Consider the following 24,377-nt stretch of genomic DNA (forward strand, 5'->3'; position numbering starts at 1 on the left):
CCATGAAACCGGTCGTCCCGCCCATGCCTGAACCCTCCGGACCCCTGACACAATCGCTCGACGATGTTCGTGCCGCCGCGTCCGGCGGGCAGGTTTCGGTGGGCGAGATCATTGATGCGTTGAAGGAACGCGGGCTCTTGCCCATCATACTGGTCCCGGCGATTGTCGCAGCCACTCCCTTGTCCGGCATTCCGGGCCTGTCGGCCTTCTGCGGCATCATGATCGCGATCCTGTCATTCGAACTGCTGCTGGGGTTTCGAAAGGTACGCCTCCCCCGGAAAATGCGATCCAGATCAATCGACGCCGACAAGCTGGCGGATGCGCTGTCGCGGATCGAACCCGTCGTCTACTGGGTCGAACGGCGGACGAAACGCCGACTGTCGGTCCTGTTCCACCGTCCCCTTCTCTGGGTTCCGCAAGCGCTTTGCCTGGCAACCGGTCTTGCGATGCCCTTTCTGGAAATCATTCCCTTCTCCGCATCGGCGGCCGCGATTGCCGTGTGCTTTCTGGTGGTTGCGATGCTGACGGCCGATGGCCTGTTCTTCATCCTCGCCCTCTTGCCCTATGCGGGTCTGGGCTTCATCGTGGTGCGCATGACGTCAGCGTAATCGCGACACGTCATGGCCCGCGAAATCGACTGAGCACGCGAAAGCGGCAGCGGGGCGACCGCTGCGGTCCGGTCAGTTGATGGCAGATTTGAACTTGGCGGCCAGCGTTTCGCCAGCACCATCATAGGCTTTGGGCACAATGCGATAGACCGCATTCACAGCGCAGAAAAACGCAAAGCCCACAAGGCCGACACACAAAACAGCGACAAGGACGCGGCCAAAGGTCTGACCCCGCAGCCACTCGAACGCCTGGCCCATGCCACCCGCTTGCGACGAATCCGCCTGCAGCGCGGCATAGACGATCAGACCGCCGATGATCCCGACCACGGCCCCCTGCGCCAGCACGCCGCATTTCAGGACAATGTTGGCGCGCGCCGTAAACGCGTTGGCCTTCAGATTGCCGCGATAATCTTCCTTCAACCCCTTGCGGAAGTAGTAGATCGACGCACATGCGGTCAGCGCGCCCGCGATCCCGATGATCCAACGCCCGCCGGGCATCTGCATCAGCGACGCAACAAGCCCGCCGCTGTCACCGGATGACGACCCGATCAGGGCGGACAGCGCAAGAAAACCGATGCCAAGGTGGACAAGTCCGGTCACGATCATGCCCGTACGCGCGATCAACCCCTTTGCGTTTGTACCGTAGGCTTCCAGATCGGCGATGCTGTCAATCAGCCGCCAGACGGCATAGGCCGCCATGCCAAGTGCGATCAGCACCAGCACGGGCCAGCCGCTTCCGGTCAATTGTTCCGTCACGCCTTTCGTTCCTTCGGCCTGACCGCCTTGGGCGATCGACCAAAGCGAAAATCCGGACACGACAAGGTAGACCAGCGCGCGCCCGGCATAGCCCGCTCGCATGAACGGGACAGCCCATCGGTGGTCATCCGGATTGACCTGCCGCAGGCGCTTTGCCCGGTCAGACGTCCCGTCCAGTGCCAACGCTTGCGTGATATCCATTGGGCCGCTCCAAAAGCTGTGCGTCGCTCAACAATGGCAAACGCGTCGGTTGTCCAACAGTTGAGCGGATGAAATCGTTCCGTCGCGCGTAAACGGATGGATCGCCGTCATCATCCACGCAGGTGTTCGCAATTGAGGCTCCGCCATCTTCAATCCACACCCGTCGTCGATGCCTTGGTCGTTGGTGCAGCGCTCAGGCGAAAGTAGGCGTCATCCCCCCTCGGCCGTGTGCCGGACGCCGTGAACAAGGTGGACATTTTCGGCGCAACCAGCTTGCCGGACCGCGTGGATAGCATTGGACCGTATCCAAGTCGGTTATCGCAACCGGTCTAAAATAGGTGCTTCACCTAAGTCCGGACATCAATTGGTTCACCGCCGACAAAAGGTCGGTTTCCTGCACGGGCTTTGCCAAACGCAATGCGCTTTTTAGCACTTCGGGGGCTTGGACACTGTTTTCCGAATATCCCGACAGAAATACAAACGGCACGCCCAACGCGTGGATTTCCTCGGCAAAGGCAAAGCTTGTTTTCCCGCGGCCCAGGTTGACATCCAGGATCGCAACGTCGGGGCGCCGCGACGCCATGGCCTCTCGTGCCGCTTCAACGGAACTGCACGGCCCCAGAACGGAAAATCCGCTGTCTTCCAGCATCATCTCCATGTCCATCGCGATGATCGCCTCGTCCTCGAGGATCAGAATGTTTTTTTGGTTCATGCGGGCACCTCCCGAACAAAACTCACTTCAAAGATCAGGCCATCCGGGGCAAAGTCGCTGTTTACGTCCGCAGACAGATCGCGGGCCAGCACTTTGTCGAGAATGAGTGAGCCGAAACCACTGCGGTCCGGCGCCTTCTTGATTTTCGGGCCATTCTCCTCCTGCCAGGTCAGCGTGACCCTTTCCTGACCATCCTCCATCGCATCGATGCACGACGCAATGACAACTGTGCCATTCGGTACCGAAAGCGCGCCGTATTTCGCGGCATTTGTTGTCAATTCGTGCAACGCCATGCCGAGCGGAAGCGCCTCCGAACTGTCCAGCGCGACATCGGGCCCCCGCCGTTCAAACACCGGCGCCGGGCCGTCGGATGCATACGGCGCCAGTTCTGCCGCAACCAGCTGATCCAGCGATGCGCCGGTCCAGTCGACGCCCGTCAACAGGTTGTGTGTCCGCCCGATGGCCTGCAACCGTTGGGACAGCCGCTTTTGGTAGTCGGCGGCAGTGTCCGTGCCCTTCAGCAGCAGCTTGGAAATCGCGCTGATCGTGGCCAGGGTGTTCTTGACCCGATGCTCCAACTCTCCCAACAGCAGGGTCTTTTGCGCGTCCGAGGCTTTGGCGGCGTCGCGCGCCTCGATCGCGTCGCTGATCTCAAAGGTAAACGATGCAACGCCGGAGACATCCCCATTGCCGTCGCGGATCGGCTCCAGCGTCTGCACGAACCAGCCTTCGTCGTGATCCCCATTGCCGTGGCGGTCGAAGACGGCCTTGAATTCCGGGATCTTGAGCGTTTCACCAGTGTCGTACACCTGATCGAACCGCTCAATCACGCCTTGGCCCTCAAGTTCGGGAATGGCGTCAAGCACGGGTTTGCCGATCAGCGGACGATGCCCATAGATCGCGTCATGGGGCGGATTGGAATAGGTAAAGACGTGGTTCGGCCCTTCGGTGATCGCAACATACACCGGTGATGCATCAAACAGCCGTTGCAGCCGCGCGCGGCTTTCCTCCAATTCCGCCTGCAGCCGTTTCTGGTCCGTCACCTCGCGCACACATGCGCCGACCGCGAACACCGTCTCGTCCGCCGAGACGGGATAGTAATCCGCAATCCAGTGCCGGGTGACGCCGGGTTCGGCTTTGGTCTCGCCCGTCACTTCCACGCCAAGCACCGGTTCACGCGTGTCGATGACCTTTTGAAAGGCCGCCTCGATACCGTCCGCAATTTCCGGCAGCAACTCGCGTTGCGACTTTCCGATATGGGCATCCACCGGATACCCGTTGATGGCGGCAAGGCTCTCGTTGATGCGCATCCAGCGATATTCGGTATCCACCAGTGCCAGGCCCACGGGGGTCGTGTCATACAGGTTTTCCAACTCGGCATATTGCCGCGTGAACTCCTGTTGGTTGCGCTGCAACGTATCTTCGTACTGCTTGCGCGACGTGATGTCGAAAAAGGACAGCACATAGCCGTCGATCAGGTTTTCGGTTGTCCGATACGGCCTGATGCGCAGCAGGTACGTCTCGCCCGACGCATCAATGCCGATCTCGCGCTCAATCGGTTGCAGGGTGTCGTCAACCTTTGCGGCGTCCTCTGCCAGACCGGGATAATCCATCTTCGACGACAGGTCCGAAATGGGCCGCCCGATGTCGCGCCTGCGGATGCCGAACAACCGCGTGGTCGTCGGGGTGAAATTCCGTACACAGAAATTGCGATCCAGAAACAAAACGGCGACGTCCGTGCTTTCGAACAGGTTTTTCAGGTCGCTGTTGACGCGCGTCAGCAGGCGGTTGTTTTCCTGCAACTCGGCATTGACGGTTTCCAGTTCTTCGTTGATCGACTGCAATTCCTCGCGCGAGGTTTCAAGCTCCTCGTTCGAGCTTTGCAGCTCCTCGTTCATCGACAGCAATTCCTCGTTGGTGTTCTTCAGCTCCTGGCTGGATGCCTCATGTTCCTGCAAAACGTCCGTCAACTGGCGGCGCAGGCTGAAATTCTCGGCCTCCAGCATGTCCTGATCCGTGGTCTCGCGCCTGGCGACGGCGTCGCTGACCGCCTCCTGGGCGAGGCTGCGCACACGGTTCAGCCGGACCAGAAACAGCGTGTCGTCCTGCCGCGTCACGCCCAGATGCACATCGACAAACGACGTCACCCCATCGTCGTCCAGCATCACGTCCTGCACCTCTATGATGCCGCGGCGCGCGCGGGCTTGCTTTAACGCGTTGCGCACGGGCAGGCGCAGTTCGGGGCGCAGATAGGCGTCGATATTGCTGGACGGCACCCCCGATTTGGGCGCGACAAACGCGGTCATGCCTTCGGACAGAAAGACGATGTCACCGCTGCCCGTGATCAGGGCATAGGGGGCCGCGAACCGGCTCAGATATTCACGCTCCGCGATTGTCTGGCGTGCCGCATCCGTATGCGCAGCGGGCAGGGCCGCGACATCGCCTTGGGTCGGGCGCGGCTGTGCGGCCCGCGCCCGGGGCTTGGGATCACTCAGCGCGGAGTATTTGGTGACCGCCTCGGCGTTCTTGGCAAAGATCCTGTGGGTGCGGTCGACCTCAAGGAACAGGTTGTCCTCATCACCGACGCCTTCGGACGGCCCGAGCAGCAGATGCCCCCCCTCGCGCAATGCAAAATGCAGGCGCGGCACAACGCGCGCCTGCAATTCGGCGGACAGGTAGATCATCAGATTGCGACAGGAAATCAGGTCCAGCCGGGAAAATGGAGGATCCTGTATCAGGTTGTGGGGTGCAAACACGCAGCAATCGCGCAGGACCGGCAGGGCCCGGTACTGCCCGTTCTCGATGGCGAAGAACCGTTCGCGCTGCGCGTCGCTCAACGCCTCCATCGACGCAGGCGCAAACACGCCATGGCGCGCATTGAACAGCGCTGCGGTGTCGATATCGGTCCCGAACACCTGCAGCGAGTGTTGCGCGCCCTGCGCCTCTATCTCTTCAAGGAACAGCATCGCGATGGAGTAGGCTTCTTCGCCCGTGGAACATCCCGGAACCCAAACGCGAATATGGGTCTGGTCACGGGCCAGCAGCGGACGCACGACCTGCGCGCGCAGCGCGGACCACGTTTCGGGATCACGGAAGAATTTCGTCACGCCGATCAGGAATTCCTGCGCCAGCAATTCGGCCTGCATGTCGTCCTGAGTCAGCACATCAATGAACCGCTCGACCGACTGAACCCGCAAAAGCGCCATGCGCCGTTCGATCCGGCGCACCAGCGTGCCGGGCTTGTATCGGGAAAAGTCATTGCCTGCCACATCCGCCAGGCGCGCGGTGATCTGGGGCAGGTGCGCCTCGACAGAGCTGCGCAGGTCGGCCTGCGCGGTGTCGTCCATCAGCTGGCGGCGATGGGTGATAATCTCGTGTAGACGCGCGGGTATCTGGCGCGCGGGCAGCACGAAATCCACCAGTCCGGTCGCCACGGCACTGTCCGGCATGCCCGGAAACCGTGCGCCGGTGCTTTCCTGCACCAGCGCAAACCCCCCGGCCGACTTTATCGCGCGCACCCCCTCGGATCCATCCGTACCGGTGCCCGACAGAACCACGCAATACGCATCCCGCCCCATGGTGTCCGCCAGCGACCGAAAGAACATGTCGATGGGCCGGAACGCGCCGCGGTCCTGCGACCGCTTCGTCAATTTGAAGTGACCGTCCGACAATTGCAGCGTTGAACCCGGCGGCACCATGTAGACATGGTTGGGTCGCGGAAATTCTCCATCCTTGATCTGGGTGACAGGCACGGGGCACACCGGCTGCAGCAACTGGTCCAGGATAGAGTCCTGATCCGCCGACAGGTGCTGCACGATGACAAAACACGCGCCCAGATTTGCAGGAATGTGCGCAACGACGCCTTTAAGGGCCTCCAGCCCGCCCGCGGACGCGCCGATGCCGATGATGGGCGTTTCGGCCTGGGGGGCGTCGATCTGTGTCATAGGCAATACATTTCGTTACAGCGTCAATGCCGCAACGTAGCGGAAGTCACCCGAAAACCAATGTGCAGGTGTAAGGAAAAGCTTACACTCATGGATGCCATGTGCCACTGGTCTCGTGCTCCCGCCAAAAAAGCCACAGCGCAGCTTTTCCTGCGACGCGCTTTGCGTCAACCTTGAGTTGATCTTGTGATCCGATATCGCGTCCGGCCTGCGCGCGCGACAGGCCATACGCCACGGCCCGCTGGATCAAAAAACCAACAAAACCAGCCCGGCGCGTCCCGCGATGTCACATGCAATCCACACTGCAGGACACTGTGCCAAGGGCCAAAGGGGCAGCCGTCATATGCCGGGCGTATCAGGCCGCATCCCTGTTGATGTTCCCGGTCGCCAGATCTGTCATCGCCCGGTCGCCATCGTAGGATTTGTTCAGACACTCCTCCAGTTTCGACGCATCCTCGGTGTGGTCCATGCGCCGGGCGAACGCCAGGCAGCAGCCATATCCCGCAATCGCGTAGTGGGCCATGCGCTGGTATTGCGTGATGATCATCGCGTCCTGTGCGGCACTGTCGCCAAAGTCCTGCTCCAGCCCGTGCGCGCGGGCTTCGTTGACCAGGCCTTCCATGCCCTTGCAATGCTCCCCGTCGGGGTCGGCATCGTGGCCCTTGATGATGTCGCCAAGCGTGTCCATCCCGCGCTCGATGCCCTCGACCCCACGCTCCAGCGCGTCCTTGAGCGATGTATCCGTGGCGGCATCGGCAAGCTTGCGGGTCACGCCACCTGACTGTTTGCAGGCGCTGTAGATGTCCTGAAGCTGGTCGATATATACGTCGTGAAGGGAGTTGAGTGACATGGTGCATCCTCCGGTTGCAGTTGTGCTGTCCCATCTGCAACCCGCCCCGGTCGAATTTGTTCCGGGGGGCCTTCCGCCGTTCCGGCACGCATATGGTTGATGACGGAACCGGGATGCCGGTTTGCTGGTTCATCGAGCAGGAGGTGTCCAATGGATAGACTAAGCATGTTTCTGACGCTGATGACAGGTGCGGTGCTGACCGGCGGGTTCGTCATTGTCGCGCTCAGCCTTGGTTATTATGGCTGGGTGCCGATCCTGTGGTCCGCGGCCTTGGGTTTTGCGCTGTCATGGCCTGTCGCCTACGCCATCTCGCGCCGCATCAAGCGTAACGATCCTGCGTGGGATGAAACGCGCAAGGACCGGACAGACGCGATCCCTCGGCCCGGTGATCCCGAAGTCTGACACACGCATGAGCCTTTGTTTGCCTAGAGGTTCTCATAAAAAAGGGGTGTCCGCCGCGACACCCCTTTTTTACAAGTTGAAAACGTCTGCCGCTTAATCGCGCGCGCGAAACGCAAGGCCCAGCAAGAAACCGATCCCAGCAGCACCCGCCAGGGCGAGGGCGGGATTGTCACGCACGAATTGCGCCCCTTGATCGGAGGTGCGTTGCGCCGTGTCCGCGACTTGGCGGCGCGTGTTTTCCATTGCGTCGCTCGCCTGTGCGCGGCGGGTTTCAAATTCCTTGCGCGCCGTGTCGGCCAACGTGTCGCTGCCATTGCCGTTCGTCGCTTCGGTCGATGGGTCGGGGTGATATGTGGTCATTGAATGCGCCTCCTTCGTGGGGTGAACCTTTGCAGGGTTAACGCGGTGCGGCATGATCGGTTCCGCCGCCGATACATCGGCAGGGCGTGCCCCGCGTGTTCAGGTGGCCCTGTCTGCCGGGCCGCGCGCATTCAGAAGGACCGCCAGCCACAATGTCAGCGGCAGCGCGACGATCGCGCCGACCGGCCCCCAAAGCCACAGCCCGATCACGATGGCCACGAATACGGCCAGCGGGCTGATCCGCAGGCGCTGCCCGACGAAACCGGGCGTCACGAATTGCGCCTCGATCAGGTTCAGGCACAAAAACGCAAAGGGTGGCAGCAGGGAATACGCGCCGTTGAATTGAACCATGCCGACGATCAGAAGGCCGAACAGGATGGTCAGCGGCCCGAGATACAGGATGAAATTCAGCAGGCCCGCGGCCAGCCCCCACAAAACCGCGTTGTTCAACCCGATAACGGACATGACAACGGCTACGGCAACGCCCAGTGCCACGTTCACGATGGATACCGCCAGAAAGTACCGTGCCACCGCGCGGTCTGCTTGAAACAACGTTCCGCTGAACCGGCCAGCGGCGGCATACAGGTCGGTGCGCGTCAACATGAAGAAAAACAGGGTTCCTGCAAAGATCAGCACGCTCGCCCCCAGATCGGGCGCAAGCCACAGCGCATCCATGACGGTGGGCAGCTCGGGTGCCGCGCCATCCGCGTCCGATGCGCCGACGGTCTGTTCGATCTCGTTTGAAATCGTCTCGATCCCGCGGACCAGACCCGAGGCGCTCTGCACCCAGCCTTCGATCTCGGCCCGGATCTCCGGCAGCCGGGCCGCCATCGAATTGAGAAGAGGCTCCAGCAGAACGAACCCCAGGACCAGAGCGCCGCTGGTCAACACAAGAAGTGCGGCGGCGACGGCAATCCGCGGCACGCCCCAGTCATGCAGCCGATCAGCGAGCGGCGATGCCACGATCCCCACCACGAGTGCGAACGTCATGGGGGCAAGCACCGGTCGCGCCCACATCATGATGCCCCCGACGGCGAAAATCGTCAGGATGAACAGCATGACGGACCGGGCGCGCGGCGTCGTCAACACATCCAGAAAGGCCCTGCGTGAAGATCCCACAGGCGCGGACGGCGCCTGGTGCTTGTTCACGACGGAACGTGCAAGCCCGCGTCGCGCTGCCCTTTGTCGGTTTCGGCGATTGCGTCCGCCACGGCGTCGCGGGCGCGCGCCACCTCTGCCTGCAACACGGTCTGTGCCTCGGCCATCATTGCGTCGCGATGTGCCCCCAGCAATTCATCCTCGCGTCGGGTGGACGGCAACAGGGCCGCAACCAGGGCGCCCACACCAAACGCTGCCGCGGCGCAACCGATGGGGTTGCGGCGGGCCATGCTGTACGCTTGACCGGCCATTTTCGCGGTCTGTCGCTCCACGGCCTCCTGTGCGGAAATCGCGGCCTCTCGCGCGTTCAGGATGCGCACCTTCGCTTCGGGCGGCAAGGTGTCTAGGCCGCTGTGCAGTGCGGCCCGCAGGCGGCTGGCGCTCGCTGGTGCGTGCGCGGCCTCTTCCTGTTTTCGCATCTGTGCATCTGCAGCGGCGACGCGGGCGTCAAAACCGTCCATCGCCGCGTCGGGTGGAACCGCCACCGGCGGGTCCGCTGCAGGCACGGCATCACCCTCATCGCGGCGGCCCGTTCCGCTCAGCAGCAATGCCAGCCCGGCCCCGACCAGCGCAAACGCTGCCGGATTTTCCCGCGCGGCTGTCCATGCCTGCCGGCCCAGATCGGACCCGTAGCTGTCGACGAAGTCAGACGCCTCGCGCTTGAGGCGGTCGGGGTCCAGCGTGCTGCTCAAGACGTCGAGCGAGCGGGCAAGCTCGGCCCGGTCGCGCGCGACCCGCTGTTCAATATCGGGCAAGGATCCGTCAGGCATCGGTCGCCTCCTTCATGGCATCAAGGTCTTTGGATATGTTGTGAATCGTGCGGTCGGGCGACAAGGCGTCCGCCGACAGGCGTGACTTGCCCACAAAGGCCAGCACAAGGGCGACGACAAGACATGCGCCACCCACGATAAGCGCGGCGGTGCCCACGCTCATGTCCGTGGTCGCAAGATAGGCCACCAGCGCCCCGGCCAGCACGTCAAGCGCCGTCAGCGCAAGGATGGCCGCCACGCCCAGCAATGCCAGCCCGGCCCCAGCCCGCGACAGGTTGCGTGACAGCTCGGCCTTGGCCAGGGCCACTTCGTCCTGCATCAGTTGGCTGAGTTGGCGGAACGCCTTCACCATCAGCGACGGCGTGTCCTTGATATCGGCGTGTTGCGTCATCGCTCACGCCCCTCCGCTGGTGTTCTCGTTCACGCGCCAGACATTGCCGTCCGTGGTGCCGCCGGTCGCATGGGGGTCGTTGACGCGATATGCCGTGCGCCGCTCCGGGTCTCGGGACCGCATGAAGCGTGTCGCGGCGAAGCCGACCAGGGCCGCACCGGCCACGAACATGAGCGGGTTGCGCTGTGCGGCCTGTCCCACGCTGCGGGCCAGCCGGTCGATATCGGTGGTGCGGATCTGATCGGCAAGGTGATCGACCTGGCGGGCCACCTCTTCCAGTGCCTTGGCCTGGATCGAACCGGGGTCGAACTCATCGGCGGCGGCCTGTGCTGCGTCGGCGGTCTTTTCCGCTTCGTCCGTCATCATGTCGCGCGCCGCCTCCGCTTCCTTCCGGGCCTTTCCGGCTGCTGCATCGGACATGTCGGCCGCGGCACTGGCGGCGCTGTCCTTTACCTTGTTAACCAAGGGCTTCTGGGAGGTCTCGGCCATGTCGTTCTCCTTGCATCAAAATATGTGGATTGCTTCCTTGAACGCGGTCGCGGCGACGAAAGTTCCCGGAACAATGGCTGGCACGTGGCGTTGCATCGGTACGCCAACGGAGGATTTTCCATGACCCGCGAACGCACCGCACGCACGCCCGGACACGTGACGCGCCCCGGATGGTTTGATGTTGCCGCACGGGTCTGGTCGGGCATGGGCGACCTGCACATCGGCCTGCTGGCGGCGGGCGTCGCATTCTACGGCCTGTTGTCGCTGTTTCCGGCACTGTCTGCAGGCGTCGCGATCACCGGCATGTTCTACGACCCCGCGTCACTGGTGGACCAGGCGGGCTGGCTTTTGAACATGCTGCCGCAGGCCGCAAGTGACGTCATCACCGGGCAACTGTCGGACGTCTCCGGTGCCGGGCAAGGGGCCTTGGGCCTCGCGGCCATCGTGTCGATCGCGCTGGCGCTGTGGTCCGCGTCAAGCGCGACAGGCAGTCTCGTGGAAGGGCTGAACCTGATCTACGAAGAGGACGAGACACGTGGTTTCCTCAAATCCAAGTTGCTGGTCATCGGACTGACGCTTGCCATCATTCTCGGGCTTGCGGTGATGGTGGTTGTGGTGGCGGCCATTCCTGCGGCTCTGACATTTGTCGGCGCGGGGCAGGGCCTGATTGATGCCGCGTTGATGCTGCGCTGGCCCATCATGTTGGCGCTGGGCGTGCTGGGCATCGCCTTTCTGTATCGCCACGGTCCCGACAGGCGCGCGCCGCGCTGGCGCTGGGTGACGCCAGGTGCTGCGTTCAGCTGCGTGCTGTGGGTGGCGGGCACCGTCGGGTTCAGCGTCTATGTCCAGTCCTTTGCCAGCTACAACGAAACCTTCGGCGCGCTGGCGGGTGTGATCATCCTGATGACGTGGCTGTGGCTGTCGGCCTTTGTGGTGCTGCTGGGCGCACTGCTTGATGCCGAGCTTGAGGCGCAGACCGCCACGGACACGACCGTCGGACCGGACCGCCCCATGGGCGAACGCGGCGCGGTCAAGGCCGACACGCTGGGTGCCCGTCGCGACCAGAATGATGGGGCGGATGCGGAACAGTCAGGCGCGCCTGCGCGTTGAGCCGGCAACCTGACACATGACCGATTGGACCCCGCCATGGACCTTGTCCGCATCATTATTGCCATCTTGCTGCCGCCGCTTGGCGTCTTTCTCCAGGTGGGCATCGGCAAGCATTTCTGGATCAACATCCTGCTGACCCTGCTGGGCTACATTCCGGGGATCGTACATGCCATATACATCATCGCACGCAGATGACCCCGGCGCCGCGCGCATCACGACGCAGGAGCGTGCCGCGCGGCGCAACCGGGTCGCCCGCCTTGACCGGCTGGCCACCAAGCTGGACGCGCGATTTCGCGTCCTTGGCATTCCGGTGGGCTGGGATTCCATTCTCGGGCTTATTCCCGGGGTTGGCGACATCGCCACCGCCTTGCCCGGTGCCGCCATGTTCTACGAAGCGCGGCGCATCGGTGCGCGGCGCCGGGCCTGCACCCGCATCGCGATCAACACCGGCATCGACATGGCCGTGGGGGCGATCCCGATTGTGGGCGATCTCTTTGACATCGCGTTCAAGTCGCACCGCCGCAACATCGAGGTTCTGAAGGCCGAACTGGCCCGGATCGAGGCGCGGGAGGGCCGACCGCAGCCTGCGCCACGCCGGACGAACACACCGGAAAAGGAGGCATAGACATGGCAGAAAGACACAGATCGAAAGACGGCAGCCGCGACAGCGACAAGATACTGGGCGAAGCGGGCCCTGTGGGCCAGCAGGGCCGCAGCGGCGGCACGCTGCAACGCGACATCGCCAGCCGCGATGAAGAAAAGGGCGCGACCGAGCGCCCCGCCGGTCAGACGCGCGTCACCAAATCAGACAAGACAGGAGACAATGATGCGTAAATCAGGCTTGCCCCAGAACACATGGGTGATCGTTGCCGACGGTGAAAAGGCGCTGTTCCTGAAAAACCAGGGCGACAAGATGGACATGGACCTGACCGTCATCCGCAAGGACGAACAGGACAATCCACCGGCCCGCGAATGGGCCGCCAACCGCCCCGGCCGCTTCAACGACGGCCCGTCCGTGCAGCGCTCTGCCGTGGATGACACCGACTGGCACGAGCTGGAAAAGGAACGCTTTGCCTCGGACCTTGCGGACCGGCTGTACAAATATGCGCACAAGGGCGCGTTCGACCATATCGTGCTGATCGCCAGCCGCGTCGTGCTCAGCCAGTTGCGCGCGGAACTGCACCAGAAGGTGCAGGACCGGGTGATCTTCGACATCGCCAAGGTGCTGACAAACCACCCTATCGACGAGATCGAAAAGCACCTCGCGCGGGATCTGGCCGACGCGGACTGAACCGGTGGAACCGGACGGACGCGCGGCGCGTTGACCCCGCGAACACAGACGAGAAAAGGAGACAGCGATGAATTGGGACCAGATCAAAGGCAACTGGAACGAAACAAAGGGCAAGCTGCGCCAGCAATATGGCGAGTTGACCGATGACGAACTGGAACAGGCCAAAGGCAGCCAGGAAGAACTGGTGGGCCTGATCCAGAAGAAATACGGCAAGTCCAAAGAGGAAGCCGAACGCGAACTCGACAGCATGTCGAGCTAGACATACACCACCGCCGCGACCCTTTTTCCTCCCTCGGGTCGCGGCAATTTCCCTTGGTCGGCCTTCGGGCCGGCTTTTTTTATGCCGGATCGGTCCGGGCGGCGTGGACCTGATCGCGGCCCCTTGCATAGGCACGTGCCGCCAAGACCAGCGCGCGGAAGATGCGGCGTTGGCGGCGGGCGTAAAACAGGTGTTCGGGGTGCCACTGAACGCCCAGGGCAAACGGGTCCTGCATCCGCTCGACCCCCTGCACCATTCCGGCGGTGTCGCGGGCACACACGCGCAAACCGCGTCCCAGACGGTCTACCGCCTGCGTGTGCAGCGCGTTGACCTGCATCGGCGCGGTGCCTGCATGGCGGGCAAGGTGGCTGTCCGGCACAACGCGCACCGCGCGACGGGGCAGGATGGTTTTCACGAAATCGGCGTCGGGATAGATATCCCAAGCGTCCTGATGCAGCGTCCCGCCAAGGGCGACGTTCAGCATCTGCGCGCCCCGGCAGATCCCCAGCACGGGGATGTTTTGGCCCAATGCCTCGTCCGCAAGGCGCCGTTCCAATGCGTCGCGCGCCGCGTCGATGCGGGCGCTCAGGCGCACGTCGCCGTCGTATAACTCGGGCGAGATGTCGTCGCCGCCCCCGATGATCAGCCCATCGACGCGGTCAAGATCTGCGGGACGGCCCGCGCCCCAACGCACGCCGCGCCCACCGGCCAGCCACAGGTTCAGGTTGACCAGTGGAAAGATGCGCCAGCCCGACCGGGTCGAGGTGGTGACGGCAATGCAGGGACGTGTCATGAGGTCCTCACTCAATCCCTGAGCGCGTCAATCAATTCATCCTTGGTCATGCCAGACCGGCCCTCGATGTCCAGCTCGCGGGCGCGGTCCATCAAGTCGTCCTTGGTCCAGTCTTCGTAGGGCGGGGCGGACCCTCCCTTGGCGGACGGGTCCATGTCGTCGCTGGCCTGCGCGTTGGCGATGGCCGCCGCCTTGGACTTGTCGTAGCCCTTGTCGCGCAGGCTTTCGTAGGTGTCATCATCCTTGATGGATGGCCCATGATCCTTGGTCATTCCGCGTCTCCTTTGTCCAAATTGGCAACGCGCCAACTGGACAAAGGTTCCCGTGTCCCTGCATGGAAAGATATTCGATTTCAACGGCTTGACCGGCATTGCCAACGGGCAACGCCGCCCCTTAGCCGTAGGTATGCGCGATAAAGCGTTCGAACGCCCCGCGCAGGGCCTTTTCCCCGAGTGTGGGGGAAAAGCGCAGCGTGACCTCCTTGCCCCGGCGCTGCATCGTGATCGGCGCGTCGTGCATGGACCGGCGAAACTGGAGCGCGCCATGCGGCAGGCGCTGTGCGGTGCACACCGCGGCGCGCAAGCGCGACACAACCTGCGGGGCAGGCAGCGCGGTGCCGTCTGCGGTGATCGCGGCGGCAGCGGCCAGAACATCGGGGGCGGTCTCCGGGTCGGCCAGCAGGTGCCCGATCTGGCGGGCATGGCGTTCGCGGATGTCACCGGGATCGGCAAAGGCAGCCACGATCTCCTGCGGCAGACGGGCCAGTTGCAAGTGCCGGCTCAGCCAGGCGGTGCTGACCTGCATCCGTGCCGCCATGTGCGCCTGCACCCCGTCGTAATAGGTGTCCAGCGCCGCCGCATAGGATTTGGCCCGGTCATAATCGCTGATGTCCGCCCGCGTCCGGTTTTCCACATCGGCCACTCGGAACGCTTCCTCGTCCGACAGCGCGCGCAGCTCGACCAGAAATCCGATATCCATACCCGCCGCGCGCAGATGCATGACGGCGTGGTGGCGGCGGGCGCCGCAGATGATCTCGTAGCTGTGGGTGTCGTCCTGGGGCAGGGGTCGGACGATGGCGGGCAGTTCCTGACGGCCCTGCGTGCGCAGGCTGTCGATCAGATCGGCGCAGGCGTCATCGGTCAGGGTGCGGGCGGCGCGGGGATTGCCCGGCCACAGGCGGCACAGGGCGGGATCAATCAGTTGGAAGTCATTTGGCATGTCATGTCCTTTGCACTGCAAAAACCGCGCGCAGATCGACCTGCGCGCGGTTGCGGATGTGCGTGACAATGATTGACAAACGGCGACAGCACCGTTCGGTGGCCTGCGTCAGTTTTCGGGATCGCTTTCCAGAACGGGCGCGTCGTCGGTGAAAAACGCGTCAAGAGGCCCGTCGCCATCTACCGAGAATGCCACGTTGAGAAAAAAGACAAGACCGGCAAAGACGGCGACAACGGCCATACCCCAAAGTGCAGGACGGTGGCGTTTCTTTTGACGGTCGATATTGGTGTTCGGGGCTGACATGCGCGGCCTCCTAATTTGGTGCGTATCAATGTGGGAAACGAAAACCGCGCCCGAAGGGTTCCGCGATATCTGCTCGCGTGATCGGTGCGATACGGTCGCTGCGGTCGGCACGTATGCGATGCCGACGGATTACGACTGTTGCGCTTCAGCGCAACGGCCAGGTGCCAACGTCCCCGGTGCGCGGGGGTGATTATGCTGCCTGCCAGAGATGTCGCAGATGCAGCATCTGGATGTTTCGCCGACGCTTAGGTGGAGTGCGTGCCGCGTTTCAACGCGACGGGGCCGCTTTGATCCCTGAACATATTGAGCATGACCCGGAACTTGTCTGGGACGTCTTCGTCCGAGGTGTCCTGAAATGCACGCTTGAGGTTCTCGGTTATGTGGGCCTGCGATGTATCTGCTCTATTGTTTCTTGTCATGTTTCGCTGCCTTTCCGTCTTGCGAAGATCCTTTTGCCCAGAGACATAAACGCCTGTGGTGGATATCAGATTAATGCCTATGTAGGACGCTGAGTTCCGTAAACTGTTGAGAGGACGCCCTTCCATGACATCCAATGCCGCTTCGACAGAGCTTGCGGACGCGATCAGCCCGGTCTTGCCCTATCTGCGCAGATATGCGCGCGCCCTGACCGGCAGCCAAACCAGCGGTGACGCATACGCCGCCGAAACGCTTGAGGCGATCCTCAGGGATGAAGCCAGCTTTGACCGGTCCCTGTCGCACAAGGTGGCCCTGTTTCGCGTCTTTCACACGATCTGGCATCGCAGCGAAGCGCTTGATGCCGGGTCCGAAACCGGGCTGAAAGACACGGCGCGCAAGCACCTTAACAAGTTGACGCCGAACAGCCGCGAGGCGCTGTTGCTGTCCACGATCGAGGATTTCACGGTGTCCGAGATCGCCCAGATCATGGGCATCAACGGGCAGGAAGCAGACCTGATGGTCTCTACCGCGTACAGCGAGATGGGCAACGCCATCGCCGGACAGGTCATGATCATTGAGGACGAGGCGATCATTGCCATGGATCTGGAGGCGCTGGTGGCCGAATGCGGCCACAAGGTGACGGGCATTGCCCGCACGCGCAGCGCCGCCGTCGATCTGGGGCGCCGGACGCCGCCCGACCTGATCCTGGCGGACATTCAGCTGGCCGACGACTCGTCCGGCATTGATGCCGTCCGGGATCTTCTGGCGGATCTGGGCGACATTCCGGTGATTTTCATCACCGCATTCCCTGAACGATTGTTGACTGGCGACCGGCCGGAACCCGCCTTTCTGATCACCAAGCCCTTTAGCGAACCGCAGGTGCGCACCGCGATCAGCCAGGCGATGTTCTTTTCATCGACCAAGACACTGAAGGCTTAAAAAAGTGCCTTGAATACAGCCGTGGCGGGAACCGACGTTCGCTGCGGCGCGTTCTTCAATCGTAACCTAGATGGAATCGAAGGAGAACCAAGATGACACGTATTCTCACAAGCACCGCCGCCGTTCTGGCCCTGTCCACATCCGCCGCATTCGCGCAGATGGAGACCAAGGACAACCGGTGGGAGATGCACAACAACACTGCCAAAACCGCCATGTCGAGCGAAGAGCTGGCACAGTCCGAGGGCATGCTGATCCGCTCGCGCGACATCACCGGTGGGGCCATCTACACGATGAACCAAGCCAATGACGAAGGCTGGAACCCCGAAATGAACTACGACGAGGTCGGCGCCGACTGGAACCAGATCGGCGAGATTGAAGACCTGGTGCTGACCAGCGACGGCAAGGTGACAGGCATTGTCGCCGAAGTGGGCGGCTTTCTGGACATCGGCGACAAGCACGTCGTCATTTCCGTGTCGGACCTGAACCTGGTGGCCGTGGATGACATGTCCTATGCCTATGTGACCAAGTATAACGAAGAAGACCTGGAAGCGATGCAAGGCGTCGATGAAGGTTTCTGGAACTGATTGACTGACGGTCATTCAGCATCTGAGAAGGGGGGCGTCACGCCCCCCTTTTTTGTGTTCTCTGCCGGAGCAGCATGCACCAAAGCCAAAGGCTAAAGGCGTGATCTGCTCGACACGAGCCTCTGCAACCGAATGGCACGCATCCTGCGCCAGCGGGTCAGCGATCTGGACGCATCGCTTGATGTGGCAGGGAGCGGGGGGGGGGGCAGGGCATGACCCTGACACCGGACGTATCGCTGCCGCCGGTCGATACTGCATAGCACGAGTGATAAAGATCGCGTGGGCTACTCAGATGGCCGGCACCGATGACAGCGGCAGGCGCAATTCCAGATCGACCTCTATGCCCTGTTCCACCACCGCGCCATAGCTGCGCAGCAAGCCCAGCATCGCGCGGTTATCGCGGTGTACAAGCGCAATGAATGTGGTCACGCCGCACCCTTTCGCAACCTGCGCCAAGGTGCCCAGCAACAGTCGCCCCGCGCCTTGTCCCTGAAATGCGTCCACCACGGTCAGCGCCATCTCTGCGTCCGGGCCCTCCGGGTCCAGACGGATGAAGCGGCCCAGGCCGACGGGTGTGTTGTCCGGTCGGGTGACAGCCCCGAGGGCCACGTTCCCTTCATCCTTGGCATCCGTGATGCGCGCCAGGTCCGCGTCGGTCAGTGCGCTGCGCGTCGCAAGAAAGCGCATGAAGCGCGAACGCTCTGACAGGTGCGCGAAACCGTCCCGGATCAGCGCGCTGTCCTGTGCCTTGACCATTCGAATTTCAACGTCGCGGCCCGACGTCAGTCGGGCGCGCCGTGGCAGGATATCTTGCGCATGATGTCTGCACGCTGTCATGGCTTGCCGTCCTCATGTCAAAGCCCCCGCCGCGCGGAACGGCGCGGGCAGGGGGGCTGGGTGCAGGCGCGGTACATCCGCTGATCGCGCGCGAGGATCGGATGCGCGCCACGGTTTTTCGCGACAGCGCAGCGGTCTTGCGCGTTGTCGCGCCGCATCGTGCCACCGGCCCGGTCACACCGTGCGGCGCGCGCCCTTGGGTCCTGCGATCAACCAGACGATGAAGCCCAGAACCGGCAGCAAGAGGATCAAGAGCACCCAAAGGACCTTGGCGCCGGTGGACGCGGCAGAACCGATGATGCTGACGATGGCCCAAACGTTCAGGACCAGCAGGATGAAGCCGCCAACGCCATATATCTCTACCATGAGGGATCTCCTTTTTTTGGAAGTGACACGTGGACAACCTGTCTGTCGGGCAGACGGTTCCATCGCGCCGCGCGGTGGTCACAACCGAAGGCGGGCACGAGGGGGTGAGGGCAGGACCGGAGCGGTCCTGCGCCTGAGGCAAAGCGCGCAGCGATGCCCAATGGCTTTTCATGCTTCCCCTCGGTTTGCCGACGTCGCCCCAGCCCTGGGCCTGTCGGTGGCACCGTCAGCGGTCCCGATGTCGGGATCGGCCCCGCCGTGCCGGTGCGTCCCATTGACCGCCTGCCGCATCTTGCCGATAAATTCATCCGACGGATCGACAAGGAGCATAGGATGACGCGTCGCGGTTCCAGGACGGTCGACGACGAGATTGATCGCAACCTCAAGCGGGCATTTGAAAAGGTGGCGGAAGAACCCGTGCCCGACCACCTGTTGAAATTGCTGGATCGTCTACGCGCCCGGGATGCGGACGCAACAGGTGGCGATACGGAAACAGGGCAATCGGACAGCAACGACATGACCTGATCCTTGTGACGCGCCAGTGCCCGGGGCGGTCTTGCGCCCGGGAACAGATTGCACCGGCGCGCGTTCGTCTCACGATATGGGAGATCGACATGAACTGGGATGAAATCCAAGAACACTGGCCCGCTTTGAAAAAATCCTTGCGCAAAGAGCATCCTGACCTTGATATGAACGCCCTTGAGACCACGCCGGAGGGGCGTCGCCAATTGTTGCAGTTGCTTGATGCCAGATATGGATTTGCCGCGCCGAAGGCCGAGGGTGACGTGGACCGTCTGGTTGACGAAGACGACAAACAGTAAGCCTCAGCGCGTGAGCGCGGCCCAGTCCGTGCCAAGCACCTCTTGCACCACATCTGTCCAGCCGGGCCTGCCCGCAGCCGTTTGAGCCGCCCAGGCGCGGCGCTTGCGCGTCAGGGCGGACAGCGCATCCGCATCCGCGGCCAACAACTCCACCAGACGCCAACGCTGCCATTCCAGATTCAGCGACCATGCGGCATCGTCTATGCGGCAATCGGGCAGGCGAAAGTGAAAGGCCGGGCGCCCCTTGGTGTTGGACTGGTTCGGGAACAGGCGATCAAAAGCCTCTGTATCGGCATGGCGGAAGATCGGCAGCAGATCCAGCGCATGGTTCCGGCTGTTGCAGTGCTGCGCATACAGGTCGCGCACCGCGTCACACGTGGGTGTCGGACCGATATGCGCAAGCTCTGTCACGAAGGCATCCGGCCAGGGGGCGACAAAGGGCATCAGCCGCCGTGTTCCGTCGATGGGCATCCGCCGCCGCAGCCACCCCTGCATCAGGGCGAATGCCAGCACGGTCTGCCAGGTGAAAGGATCGTGTGTGTCCGTGATGGATACATTCAGATGCACCCCGAACCCCAACAGCACCCCGTCCGTCGTCCCCACGGCCCCGTTCCGGCGCAGCGTGTCGCGAAACGTGTCCAGTCGGACAAGCTGATCACGGGTCAGGGGATCGGTGACAATCTCGACCGGGATCAGGCCGCGCAGGGCGTCGAGCACCTTGTCGACCGGTCCGGCGTCGCCCAGCCTGCGCAGCGCCGTGTCGAGGACGATCTTGACCGTCCCCAGCTCCGTTCCGCTGACATGCAGGTCATGGGTCGCGTCCCGGTGGATGTCGCCGCCCAATTCGGCGCGCACCAGCGTGGCGGTGGCGTCTTCGGTCAGTCCGGCAAACTCAATCTCGACACCGACGCGGCGGTCGGTGCCATCGGACCCTTGCGGACGGGGCAGCGGTGCAAAGGGGGTGTCAGTGTGGGACATGTCAGGGCCTGTGTGGTGCCGCTGTGCGGCGGATGTCAACAGATCGTCAGCGGGGTGGGGCGGCGCAGCCGCTTTGCGCCTTATGCGGCGTCCGAACAGCCATCCGATTTGAGGGGATCATGCCCCCAGTTCATCAGCGAGTAGCGCCATTTGCTGTGTTCCACATCCGCGTCCGGCCCGCCCTGGCTGCAATGGCGATTGATGTAGCCCACGACCGTCGCCATGTGGTCCCATTGGTCATCGGTCAGATCGTCTTTGTTGGTGCGCTTGATCTTGACGATCCGCTTGGCGGATGCGCGCCCGGTTGAACGCGCGTCGCCGGTGTCGCCGACCGATTTGCTCTCGTCCGTGTCCAGCCACGCCTCGATCTCGGACGGGCTCATGTTGACCTGTTCCCGCCATTCGGTCCAGATCTGGTCGCGTGATTTCGAGGAGGACATGCCGAGGCTCCGTTTTTAGCAGCGTGGGTTCACGGGTGGAACGCCGCTGGACCGGCTTTGGTTGCAGCACGGCGCAGGCGTAACGGCGTTCTTTGCAGTGTCAGAGGCCCGCAGGCTTAGACAAGTCGGGATATCCCCCAGACCACGGCCAGCAGGCCGATCATCGCGGGGATCAGCACGCGTTTCGGCACTCCGGCCCGTGCGATGCGCGGCCCCACGATCTGGGCAAGGATCGCCAGCCCGAAATATCGCAATCCGCGCGACAGGGCGATGACCGCCAGAAAGCTGACGACATTGCCGCCTGCCGCCCCGGCGCCCAGCGTGGCCAACTGCATCGGCACGGGCGAGAACGACACCAGGAACACGGTCCAGAACAGGCCATCGGTCCCCAGCCGGTCCGTCATCTCTGCAAAGTCCTGTTCCAGCCCAAGGGCTGCGAGGGCGGGCCGCACCACCGGATCGGCCAGCCACAGCCCGATCCCGTAGAACAACGCAGCACCTGCAAGGCAGCCCAGCCAGATGGCCAGCGCAATGGTCAGGGCGCGGCGCGGGTGCCCCACCATCAGCGGCACCACGACCGTTTCAAGCGGTATGGGGGCCACCGTGCTTTCGGCAAAGGATGCGGCGGCCAGTCCAGTGCGGTGCTGCGCGAGGCGGTGCAACAGATCGTGTGCGTCCGTGTCCGGATCAGATGTGGTGTCACGCATCATGCCCTTGTCTCTCCTTGCCCGCGCTGCCCTGCGCGCGGACGGGGTCATGTGGCCCGACCCCGTCGGCATGTATGACAACCAGCGCCCCATATCGCCACGCAATCCACCCCGGCGGTGCGTTCTGCGCATGTCCGCCGTGTGAGACACCCATGGAACAAAACGCGCGAGCGAAGGGTTTGATCCAGCGGGCAGACAAAAAAACACAGAGGCAAAGCAACATGGCACAGATCCTGAACGGTCAGACCAACCGCTGGCGCATGGCAGCGATCCGGGCGTCCTTGCGACAAGCCTTTGGCACATGCGCGCCTGAGCACTCGGGGCCCGAGCGGCTGGGCATCCTTCTCAATGCGCTGCGCAAGACATCCGGCGCGGCGACAGAGAAATGAGTGCGTCATGCAAACTCTCAGCCCGAAAGACGCATGGGCGCCGCACTTGCCATTTCTTCGGGCCTTGCCGATGACCCCGCGCGGGTCGTGGATCTGGTCCACAGACCGGTCGAGAAGGCGCTGCCTAGGGTCCCACCGGGGTCCGACATGATGGCCCGGCTGTTCACGATCCTGCGCAACACCCCCTGTTCGCAGATGCGCAGCGCGGAGCGCGCGGGTCTTGGTGCCGACGGGCACGGTGCCACAACGCGGACCGCGCCACCGGCGCAGGAAAAGCGGCTGGCCTGTGACGATCTTCTATCGGCTGTGCGCACGCGTCCGGCGGATCAGCGCGTGGCCCTGCTGCTGGTCTGTGTCGCGGGATACCACGATGCGGACGCGGCCAACATGTGCGACGGGCCCCACGACACCGTCGAAGGCCGGGTCAACCACGAGCACAATAAATTGGCGGGCCTCATGGACATGGACGCCAGACATGACATCCTGAGTAACGACAGGATCACAATGATACTTCAAGCACATAGAAGGCAATCCAGTGACAGCAGACAATTCGGGTGACGACACCGCGGACGCGAACCGCACGTCGCTGACGTTTCGCATCGGGGCCTTGCTGACGCTGGCCCTGTTGCCCCTCGGCGTGATCGCCATCCTGCAATCATGGTCAGCGATCAACACCGCGCGCGACGGCTACCGTCAAAGCCTGTCCGCGCAAACCCTGCGTGCCGCGCGGCCCGGGGCCGAGGCGATCACGCGCGCCTTTGGCCTGGCCCGCGGGCTGAGCCACGCGGTTCCGGCCTTGCTGGAGGATTCGGAGGACTGCGTCGCGGCCATGCAGAATGCCGTCAGGCAGAACGACAAGTTCTCCTTTGCCGGTTTCATCGACATGGATCAGGTGACCACGTGCAACAGCGCCGGGCAGCGCTTTGATTTCTCCGACAATCCCGCAATTGATCAATTGTTCGACGCACGCCTGCCGGATGTCGCCTTCAACCCGTCGGGCAATGTATCAAACGACGCGGTGGTGATCATCAGGCAGCCGGTGCGCGGCCGCGACGACACGTTTTTCGGGTTCGTGTCGCTGTCCTTTCCGGCCACGCCGCTGGCCGAAACACGTGCCCCGGCCGATGCCGACCCGAACCTGACCCTTGTCACCTTTGACGGGCAGGGTCAGCTGTTGACCACCGGAGGTGACCGAGAGGGGGTCGCCCCGCTGTTGCCTGCCGACGGCGGATTGACCGCCCTTGTCGGCAGCAGTCAGCGCGTCTTTTCCGCCCTCAGCGTGGACGGCCAGCGCCGCGACTACACCCTTGCGCCGATTGTCCCCGATCGCGCCTACGCGTTGGGGATCTGGGATGTGCCACGCCTGAATACCGGTGATCTGCCGCTGATCCTGCGGGCGGCGTCCTTTCCGTTGCTCATGTGGCTGGTCAGCCTGACGGTGGCCATCATGGCGCTGCGCCATCAGGTCATCGGGCCAGTGCGCGCCCTGCGGATGCGTATGCGCAGCTTTGCCGACGGGCGCGCCATCTTCCGGGCCAATTCCGTCTCGAACGCCCCGCGCGAGTTGCAGGAGATCGGCGAGACGTTCGAACAGGTCGCCGACAAGGTGGTGCGCGACGAGGCCGATCTGGAAGAAAAGGTGCACGAGCGTGAATTGCTGCTGCGCGAGGTGCACCACCGGGTCAAGAACAACCTGCAATTGATGTCCTCGATCATCAACATGCAGATCCGTCAGGATGTCGGCCCCGAGGCCGAGGATGCGTTGCGCCGCGTGCAGCAGCGGCTGTCCAGCCTCGCCAAGTTTCACCAGGACCTGTATGAAACCTCGTCCCTGTCCAAGCTGCGCGCCGATCAGCTGTTGGAGGATCTGACCCGTCAGAACGTGAACCTGAACACGGATGCGCACCGACAAATCGACCTGCGGCTCGATCTGGACAAGGTCACGTTGGAGCCGGATCAGGCGGGCCCGTTGGCCATGCTTGTCACCGAGGCGCTGACAAATGCCATAAAACACGCCAGCGGTTCCGTGGATGCCCCTGTTTTCGTTGCCGTTTCCATGAAGCGCACGGGCGGCGACACCGGGCGGCAGATGCGCCTGCGCGTCGAAAATTCGCTGTCGGGGCATGTGTTGGAGCCACGCGAGTCCGGTCTGGGGACGCGGCTGATCCGGGCCTTCGCCTTGCAGGTCGGCGGCAGCCTTCGGCAGGACCGCGAAGGCGACCGTTACATTGTCGAACTGGTCTTTGACCGACTGTGACGGCCTTGAGGGGAACAAGAGCGCTTC

General features: G+C 63.1%; 34 protein-coding genes. 15 read left to right on the forward strand and 19 right to left on the reverse strand.

Annotated elements, in window-relative coordinates; translation table 11 throughout:
• Positions 1–23 precede the first annotated feature (23 nt).
• The gene (locus BWR18_RS01475) at positions 24–608 is read left to right on the forward strand and encodes an exopolysaccharide biosynthesis protein (protein ID WP_076630049.1); all 585 of its coding nucleotides are present in this window, start codon (positions 24–26) and stop codon (positions 606–608) included.
• Positions 609–680: 72 nt separating this feature from the next.
• Here BWR18_RS01475 and BWR18_RS01480 read toward each other — a convergent pair whose 3' ends face one another.
• From BWR18_RS01480 to BWR18_RS01495, 4 genes are all read right to left on the reverse strand, one after another.
• A complete protein-coding gene (locus tag BWR18_RS01480; protein ID WP_254684913.1) occupies positions 681–1,565 on the reverse strand; it encodes a DUF1206 domain-containing protein in 885 nt (294 codons plus the stop codon).
• Positions 1,566–1,908: 343 nt separating this feature from the next.
• Complete coding sequence (locus tag BWR18_RS01485) at positions 1,909–2,277, reverse strand: response regulator (protein ID WP_076626382.1); 369 nt, start codon at positions 2,275–2,277, stop codon at positions 1,909–1,911.
• A complete protein-coding gene (locus tag BWR18_RS01490; protein WP_076626383.1) occupies positions 2,274–6,221 on the reverse strand; it encodes a chemotaxis protein CheB in 3,948 nt (1,315 codons plus the stop codon). Before BWR18_RS01490 ends, BWR18_RS01485 begins: the two co-directional genes overlap by 4 nt.
• A gap of 355 nt (positions 6,222–6,576) precedes the next feature.
• Complete coding sequence (locus tag BWR18_RS01495; RefSeq protein WP_076626384.1) at positions 6,577–7,071, reverse strand: YciE/YciF ferroxidase family protein; 495 nt, start codon at positions 7,069–7,071, stop codon at positions 6,577–6,579.
• A gap of 150 nt (positions 7,072–7,221) precedes the next feature.
• Here BWR18_RS01495 and BWR18_RS01500 point away from each other — a divergent pair, with 150 nt between their 5' ends.
• Positions 7,222–7,473, forward strand: coding sequence for a hypothetical protein (locus BWR18_RS01500; protein ID WP_076626385.1), 252 nt, complete (start codon positions 7,222–7,224; stop codon positions 7,471–7,473).
• Between the two features lie 93 nt (positions 7,474–7,566).
• Here the strand turns inward: BWR18_RS01500 and BWR18_RS01505 are convergent, their stop codons facing one another.
• The 5 genes from BWR18_RS01505 to BWR18_RS01525 all read right to left on the reverse strand — a co-directional run bounded on the left by BWR18_RS01505 (position 7,567) and on the right by BWR18_RS01525 (position 10,641).
• Entirely contained in the window at positions 7,567–7,833 is a 267-nt protein-coding gene (locus BWR18_RS01505) for a DUF883 family protein (protein WP_076626386.1), read from the reverse strand.
• 99 nt (positions 7,834–7,932) lie between these two features.
• Positions 7,933–8,892 (reverse strand): AI-2E family transporter, encoded by a 960-nt coding sequence (locus BWR18_RS01510; RefSeq protein ID WP_076630051.1) that lies wholly within the window; start codon positions 8,890–8,892, stop codon positions 7,933–7,935.
• An 86-nt stretch (positions 8,893–8,978) separates the two neighbouring features.
• Positions 8,979–9,761, reverse strand: a complete 783-nt coding sequence (locus BWR18_RS01515; protein WP_076626387.1) for a DUF3618 domain-containing protein — start codon at positions 9,759–9,761, stop codon at positions 8,979–8,981.
• Entirely contained in the window at positions 9,754–10,152 is a 399-nt protein-coding gene (locus BWR18_RS01520; RefSeq protein WP_076626388.1) for a phage holin family protein, read from the reverse strand. Before BWR18_RS01520 ends, BWR18_RS01515 begins: the two co-directional genes overlap by 8 nt.
• A gap of 3 nt (positions 10,153–10,155) precedes the next feature.
• Positions 10,156–10,641, reverse strand: coding sequence for a hypothetical protein (locus BWR18_RS01525; RefSeq protein WP_076626389.1), 486 nt, complete (start codon positions 10,639–10,641; stop codon positions 10,156–10,158).
• Between the two features lie 120 nt (positions 10,642–10,761).
• On the opposite strand from BWR18_RS01525, the gene BWR18_RS01530 reads away from it, so the two are divergent.
• From BWR18_RS01530 to BWR18_RS01555, 6 genes are all read left to right on the forward strand, one after another.
• On the forward strand, positions 10,762–11,751 hold the full coding sequence (locus BWR18_RS01530) for a YihY/virulence factor BrkB family protein (RefSeq protein ID WP_076626390.1): 990 nt from the start codon (positions 10,762–10,764) through the stop codon (positions 11,749–11,751).
• A gap of 36 nt (positions 11,752–11,787) precedes the next feature.
• Positions 11,788–11,946 (forward strand): YqaE/Pmp3 family membrane protein, encoded by a 159-nt coding sequence (locus tag BWR18_RS01535; RefSeq protein WP_076626391.1) that lies wholly within the window; start codon positions 11,788–11,790, stop codon positions 11,944–11,946.
• Positions 11,918–12,376 (forward strand): DUF4112 domain-containing protein, encoded by a 459-nt coding sequence (locus tag BWR18_RS01540; RefSeq protein WP_076626392.1) that lies wholly within the window; start codon positions 11,918–11,920, stop codon positions 12,374–12,376. Before BWR18_RS01535 ends, BWR18_RS01540 begins: the two co-directional genes overlap by 29 nt.
• A 2-nt stretch (positions 12,377–12,378) precedes the next feature.
• Positions 12,379–12,585, forward strand: coding sequence for a hypothetical protein (locus BWR18_RS01545; RefSeq protein WP_076626393.1), 207 nt, complete (start codon positions 12,379–12,381; stop codon positions 12,583–12,585).
• The gene (locus tag BWR18_RS01550; RefSeq protein WP_083957604.1) at positions 12,575–13,042 is read left to right on the forward strand and encodes a baeRF12 domain-containing protein; all 468 of its coding nucleotides are present in this window, start codon (positions 12,575–12,577) and stop codon (positions 13,040–13,042) included. The genes BWR18_RS01545 and BWR18_RS01550 overlap by 11 nt, the downstream gene beginning before the upstream one ends.
• A 67-nt stretch (positions 13,043–13,109) precedes the next feature.
• Entirely contained in the window at positions 13,110–13,301 is a 192-nt protein-coding gene (locus tag BWR18_RS01555) for a CsbD family protein (RefSeq protein WP_076626394.1), read from the forward strand.
• Between the two features lie 79 nt (positions 13,302–13,380).
• Here BWR18_RS01555 and BWR18_RS01560 read toward each other — a convergent pair whose 3' ends face one another.
• From BWR18_RS01560 to BWR18_RS21525, 5 genes are all read right to left on the reverse strand, one after another.
• A complete protein-coding gene (locus BWR18_RS01560; protein ID WP_076626395.1) occupies positions 13,381–14,094 on the reverse strand; it encodes a gamma-glutamyl-gamma-aminobutyrate hydrolase family protein in 714 nt (237 codons plus the stop codon).
• A gap of 11 nt (positions 14,095–14,105) precedes the next feature.
• Positions 14,106–14,366 carry a DUF7218 family protein gene (locus BWR18_RS01565; protein ID WP_076626396.1) on the reverse strand — a complete coding sequence of 87 codons (261 nt, stop codon included), beginning with the start codon at positions 14,364–14,366 and terminating at the stop codon, positions 14,106–14,108.
• A 121-nt stretch (positions 14,367–14,487) separates the two neighbouring features.
• The gene (locus BWR18_RS01570; protein WP_083957605.1) at positions 14,488–15,312 is read right to left on the reverse strand and encodes a ParB/RepB/Spo0J family partition protein; all 825 of its coding nucleotides are present in this window, start codon (positions 15,310–15,312) and stop codon (positions 14,488–14,490) included.
• 108 nt (positions 15,313–15,420) lie between these two features.
• On the reverse strand, positions 15,421–15,615 hold the full coding sequence (locus tag BWR18_RS01575; protein ID WP_076626398.1) for a hypothetical protein: 195 nt from the start codon (positions 15,613–15,615) through the stop codon (positions 15,421–15,423).
• 245 nt (positions 15,616–15,860) lie between these two features.
• Positions 15,861–16,034 carry a NepR family anti-sigma factor gene (locus BWR18_RS21525; protein ID WP_157598615.1) on the reverse strand — a complete coding sequence of 58 codons (174 nt, stop codon included), beginning with the start codon at positions 16,032–16,034 and terminating at the stop codon, positions 15,861–15,863.
• A gap of 124 nt (positions 16,035–16,158) precedes the next feature.
• On the opposite strand from BWR18_RS21525, the gene BWR18_RS01585 reads away from it, so the two are divergent.
• Both BWR18_RS01585 and BWR18_RS01590 read left to right on the forward strand, forming a co-directional pair.
• A complete protein-coding gene (locus BWR18_RS01585; RefSeq protein ID WP_076626400.1) occupies positions 16,159–16,971 on the forward strand; it encodes a response regulator in 813 nt (270 codons plus the stop codon).
• A 92-nt stretch (positions 16,972–17,063) separates the two neighbouring features.
• Positions 17,064–17,555: a PRC-barrel domain-containing protein gene (locus BWR18_RS01590; RefSeq protein ID WP_076626401.1), complete on the forward strand. Its 492-nt coding sequence runs from the start codon at positions 17,064–17,066 to the stop codon at positions 17,553–17,555.
• Positions 17,556–17,843: 288 nt separating this feature from the next.
• On the opposite strand, the gene BWR18_RS01595 is transcribed toward BWR18_RS01590, so the two are convergent.
• Both BWR18_RS01595 and BWR18_RS01600 read right to left on the reverse strand, forming a co-directional pair.
• Positions 17,844–18,392, reverse strand: coding sequence for a GNAT family N-acetyltransferase (locus BWR18_RS01595; protein ID WP_083957606.1), 549 nt, complete (start codon positions 18,390–18,392; stop codon positions 17,844–17,846).
• Positions 18,393–18,566: 174 nt separating this feature from the next.
• A complete protein-coding gene (locus BWR18_RS01600) occupies positions 18,567–18,758 on the reverse strand; it encodes a PLDc N-terminal domain-containing protein (RefSeq protein ID WP_076626403.1) in 192 nt (63 codons plus the stop codon).
• A 333-nt stretch (positions 18,759–19,091) separates the two neighbouring features.
• Between BWR18_RS01600 and BWR18_RS01605 the strand changes: the two genes are divergently transcribed.
• Both BWR18_RS01605 and BWR18_RS01610 read left to right on the forward strand, forming a co-directional pair.
• Positions 19,092–19,283 (forward strand): NepR family anti-sigma factor, encoded by a 192-nt coding sequence (locus tag BWR18_RS01605; RefSeq protein WP_076630053.1) that lies wholly within the window; start codon positions 19,092–19,094, stop codon positions 19,281–19,283.
• Positions 19,284–19,372: 89 nt separating this feature from the next.
• Complete coding sequence (locus BWR18_RS01610; protein ID WP_076626404.1) at positions 19,373–19,579, forward strand: hypothetical protein; 207 nt, start codon at positions 19,373–19,375, stop codon at positions 19,577–19,579.
• Between the two features lie 3 nt (positions 19,580–19,582).
• Here the strand turns inward: BWR18_RS01610 and BWR18_RS01615 are convergent, their stop codons facing one another.
• The 3 genes from BWR18_RS01615 to BWR18_RS01625 form a co-directional block, all read right to left on the reverse strand.
• Positions 19,583–20,557, reverse strand: a complete 975-nt coding sequence (locus tag BWR18_RS01615) for an amidoligase family protein (protein ID WP_076626405.1) — start codon at positions 20,555–20,557, stop codon at positions 19,583–19,585.
• Positions 20,558–20,637: 80 nt separating this feature from the next.
• The gene (locus BWR18_RS01620) at positions 20,638–20,997 is read right to left on the reverse strand and encodes a DUF3140 domain-containing protein (RefSeq protein ID WP_076626406.1); all 360 of its coding nucleotides are present in this window, start codon (positions 20,995–20,997) and stop codon (positions 20,638–20,640) included.
• 116 nt (positions 20,998–21,113) lie between these two features.
• Complete coding sequence (locus tag BWR18_RS01625; protein WP_216637312.1) at positions 21,114–21,707, reverse strand: YqaA family protein; 594 nt, start codon at positions 21,705–21,707, stop codon at positions 21,114–21,116.
• 218 nt (positions 21,708–21,925) lie between these two features.
• Between BWR18_RS01625 and BWR18_RS01630 the strand changes: the two genes are divergently transcribed.
• From BWR18_RS01630 to BWR18_RS01640, 3 genes are read left to right on the forward strand one after another with little or no spacing between them, the layout of a single operon-like run.
• The gene (locus BWR18_RS01630) at positions 21,926–22,093 is read left to right on the forward strand and encodes a hypothetical protein (RefSeq protein ID WP_157598616.1); all 168 of its coding nucleotides are present in this window, start codon (positions 21,926–21,928) and stop codon (positions 22,091–22,093) included.
• Between the two features lie 33 nt (positions 22,094–22,126).
• Positions 22,127–22,651, forward strand: a complete 525-nt coding sequence (locus BWR18_RS01635) for a hypothetical protein (RefSeq protein WP_076626408.1) — start codon at positions 22,127–22,129, stop codon at positions 22,649–22,651.
• Entirely contained in the window at positions 22,629–24,350 is a 1,722-nt protein-coding gene (locus tag BWR18_RS01640; protein WP_076626409.1) for a sensor histidine kinase, read from the forward strand. The genes BWR18_RS01635 and BWR18_RS01640 overlap by 23 nt, the downstream gene beginning before the upstream one ends.
• Positions 24,351–24,377 lie beyond the last annotated feature (27 nt).

The sequence above is a fragment of the Tateyamaria omphalii genome, from assembly GCF_001969365.1.
GTDB classification, from domain to species: Bacteria; Pseudomonadota; Alphaproteobacteria; order Rhodobacterales; family Rhodobacteraceae; genus Tateyamaria; species Tateyamaria omphalii_A.

What these genes read in the sequence shown, in the direction of transcription:
- BWR18_RS01555 (WP_076626394.1), top strand. Translation starts at nt 13,110, where the DNA reads ATGAATTGGGACCAGATCAAAGGCAACTGGAACGAAACAAAGGGCAAG.
- BWR18_RS01540 (WP_076626392.1), top strand. Translation starts at nt 11,918, where the DNA reads ATGCCATATACATCATCGCACGCAGATGACCCCGGCGCCGCGCGCATC.
- BWR18_RS01565 (WP_076626396.1), bottom strand. Translation starts at nt 14,366, where the DNA reads ATGACCAAGGATCATGGGCCATCCATCAAGGATGATGACACCTACGAA.
- BWR18_RS01545 (WP_076626393.1), top strand. Translation starts at nt 12,379, where the DNA reads ATGGCAGAAAGACACAGATCGAAAGACGGCAGCCGCGACAGCGACAAG.
- BWR18_RS01590 (WP_076626401.1), top strand. Translation starts at nt 17,064, where the DNA reads ATGACACGTATTCTCACAAGCACCGCCGCCGTTCTGGCCCTGTCCACA.
- BWR18_RS01495 (WP_076626384.1), bottom strand. Translation starts at nt 7,071, where the DNA reads ATGTCACTCAACTCCCTTCACGACGTATATATCGACCAGCTTCAGGAC.
- BWR18_RS01505 (WP_076626386.1), bottom strand. Translation starts at nt 7,833, where the DNA reads ATGACCACATATCACCCCGACCCATCGACCGAAGCGACGAACGGCAAT.
- BWR18_RS01595 (WP_083957606.1), bottom strand. Translation starts at nt 18,392, where the DNA reads ATGACAGCGTGCAGACATCATGCGCAAGATATCCTGCCACGGCGCGCC.
- BWR18_RS01560 (WP_076626395.1), bottom strand. Translation starts at nt 14,094, where the DNA reads ATGACACGTCCCTGCATTGCCGTCACCACCTCGACCCGGTCGGGCTGG.
- BWR18_RS01635 (WP_076626408.1), top strand. Translation starts at nt 22,127, where the DNA reads ATGGGCGCCGCACTTGCCATTTCTTCGGGCCTTGCCGATGACCCCGCG.
- BWR18_RS01490 (WP_076626383.1), bottom strand. Translation starts at nt 6,221, where the DNA reads ATGACACAGATCGACGCCCCCCAGGCCGAAACGCCCATCATCGGCATC.
- BWR18_RS01620 (WP_076626406.1), bottom strand. Translation starts at nt 20,997, where the DNA reads ATGTCCTCCTCGAAATCACGCGACCAGATCTGGACCGAATGGCGGGAA.
- BWR18_RS01510 (WP_076630051.1), bottom strand. Translation starts at nt 8,892, where the DNA reads ATGCTGTTCATCCTGACGATTTTCGCCGTCGGGGGCATCATGATGTGG.
- BWR18_RS01600 (WP_076626403.1), bottom strand. Translation starts at nt 18,758, where the DNA reads ATGGTAGAGATATATGGCGTTGGCGGCTTCATCCTGCTGGTCCTGAAC.
- BWR18_RS01585 (WP_076626400.1), top strand. Translation starts at nt 16,159, where the DNA reads ATGACATCCAATGCCGCTTCGACAGAGCTTGCGGACGCGATCAGCCCG.
- BWR18_RS01550 (WP_083957604.1), top strand. Translation starts at nt 12,575, where the DNA reads ATGATGCGTAAATCAGGCTTGCCCCAGAACACATGGGTGATCGTTGCC.
- BWR18_RS01615 (WP_076626405.1), bottom strand. Translation starts at nt 20,557, where the DNA reads ATGTCCCACACTGACACCCCCTTTGCACCGCTGCCCCGTCCGCAAGGG.
- BWR18_RS01475 (WP_076630049.1), top strand. Translation starts at nt 24, where the DNA reads ATGCCTGAACCCTCCGGACCCCTGACACAATCGCTCGACGATGTTCGT.
- BWR18_RS01570 (WP_083957605.1), bottom strand. Translation starts at nt 15,312, where the DNA reads ATGCCAAATGACTTCCAACTGATTGATCCCGCCCTGTGCCGCCTGTGG.
- BWR18_RS01480 (WP_254684913.1), bottom strand. Translation starts at nt 1,565, where the DNA reads ATGGATATCACGCAAGCGTTGGCACTGGACGGGACGTCTGACCGGGCA.
- BWR18_RS01525 (WP_076626389.1), bottom strand. Translation starts at nt 10,641, where the DNA reads ATGGCCGAGACCTCCCAGAAGCCCTTGGTTAACAAGGTAAAGGACAGC.
- BWR18_RS01530 (WP_076626390.1), top strand. Translation starts at nt 10,762, where the DNA reads ATGACCCGCGAACGCACCGCACGCACGCCCGGACACGTGACGCGCCCC.
- BWR18_RS01610 (WP_076626404.1), top strand. Translation starts at nt 19,373, where the DNA reads ATGAACTGGGATGAAATCCAAGAACACTGGCCCGCTTTGAAAAAATCC.
- BWR18_RS01520 (WP_076626388.1), bottom strand. Translation starts at nt 10,152, where the DNA reads ATGACGCAACACGCCGATATCAAGGACACGCCGTCGCTGATGGTGAAG.
- BWR18_RS01500 (WP_076626385.1), top strand. Translation starts at nt 7,222, where the DNA reads ATGGATAGACTAAGCATGTTTCTGACGCTGATGACAGGTGCGGTGCTG.
- BWR18_RS21525 (WP_157598615.1), bottom strand. Translation starts at nt 16,034, where the DNA reads ATGACAAGAAACAATAGAGCAGATACATCGCAGGCCCACATAACCGAG.
- BWR18_RS01575 (WP_076626398.1), bottom strand. Translation starts at nt 15,615, where the DNA reads ATGTCAGCCCCGAACACCAATATCGACCGTCAAAAGAAACGCCACCGT.
- BWR18_RS01605 (WP_076630053.1), top strand. Translation starts at nt 19,092, where the DNA reads ATGACGCGTCGCGGTTCCAGGACGGTCGACGACGAGATTGATCGCAAC.
- BWR18_RS01535 (WP_076626391.1), top strand. Translation starts at nt 11,788, where the DNA reads ATGGACCTTGTCCGCATCATTATTGCCATCTTGCTGCCGCCGCTTGGC.
- BWR18_RS01625 (WP_216637312.1), bottom strand. Translation starts at nt 21,707, where the DNA reads ATGATGCGTGACACCACATCTGATCCGGACACGGACGCACACGATCTG.
- BWR18_RS01485 (WP_076626382.1), bottom strand. Translation starts at nt 2,277, where the DNA reads ATGAACCAAAAAAACATTCTGATCCTCGAGGACGAGGCGATCATCGCG.
- BWR18_RS01630 (WP_157598616.1), top strand. Translation starts at nt 21,926, where the DNA reads ATGGCACAGATCCTGAACGGTCAGACCAACCGCTGGCGCATGGCAGCG.
- BWR18_RS01515 (WP_076626387.1), bottom strand. Translation starts at nt 9,761, where the DNA reads ATGCCTGACGGATCCTTGCCCGATATTGAACAGCGGGTCGCGCGCGAC.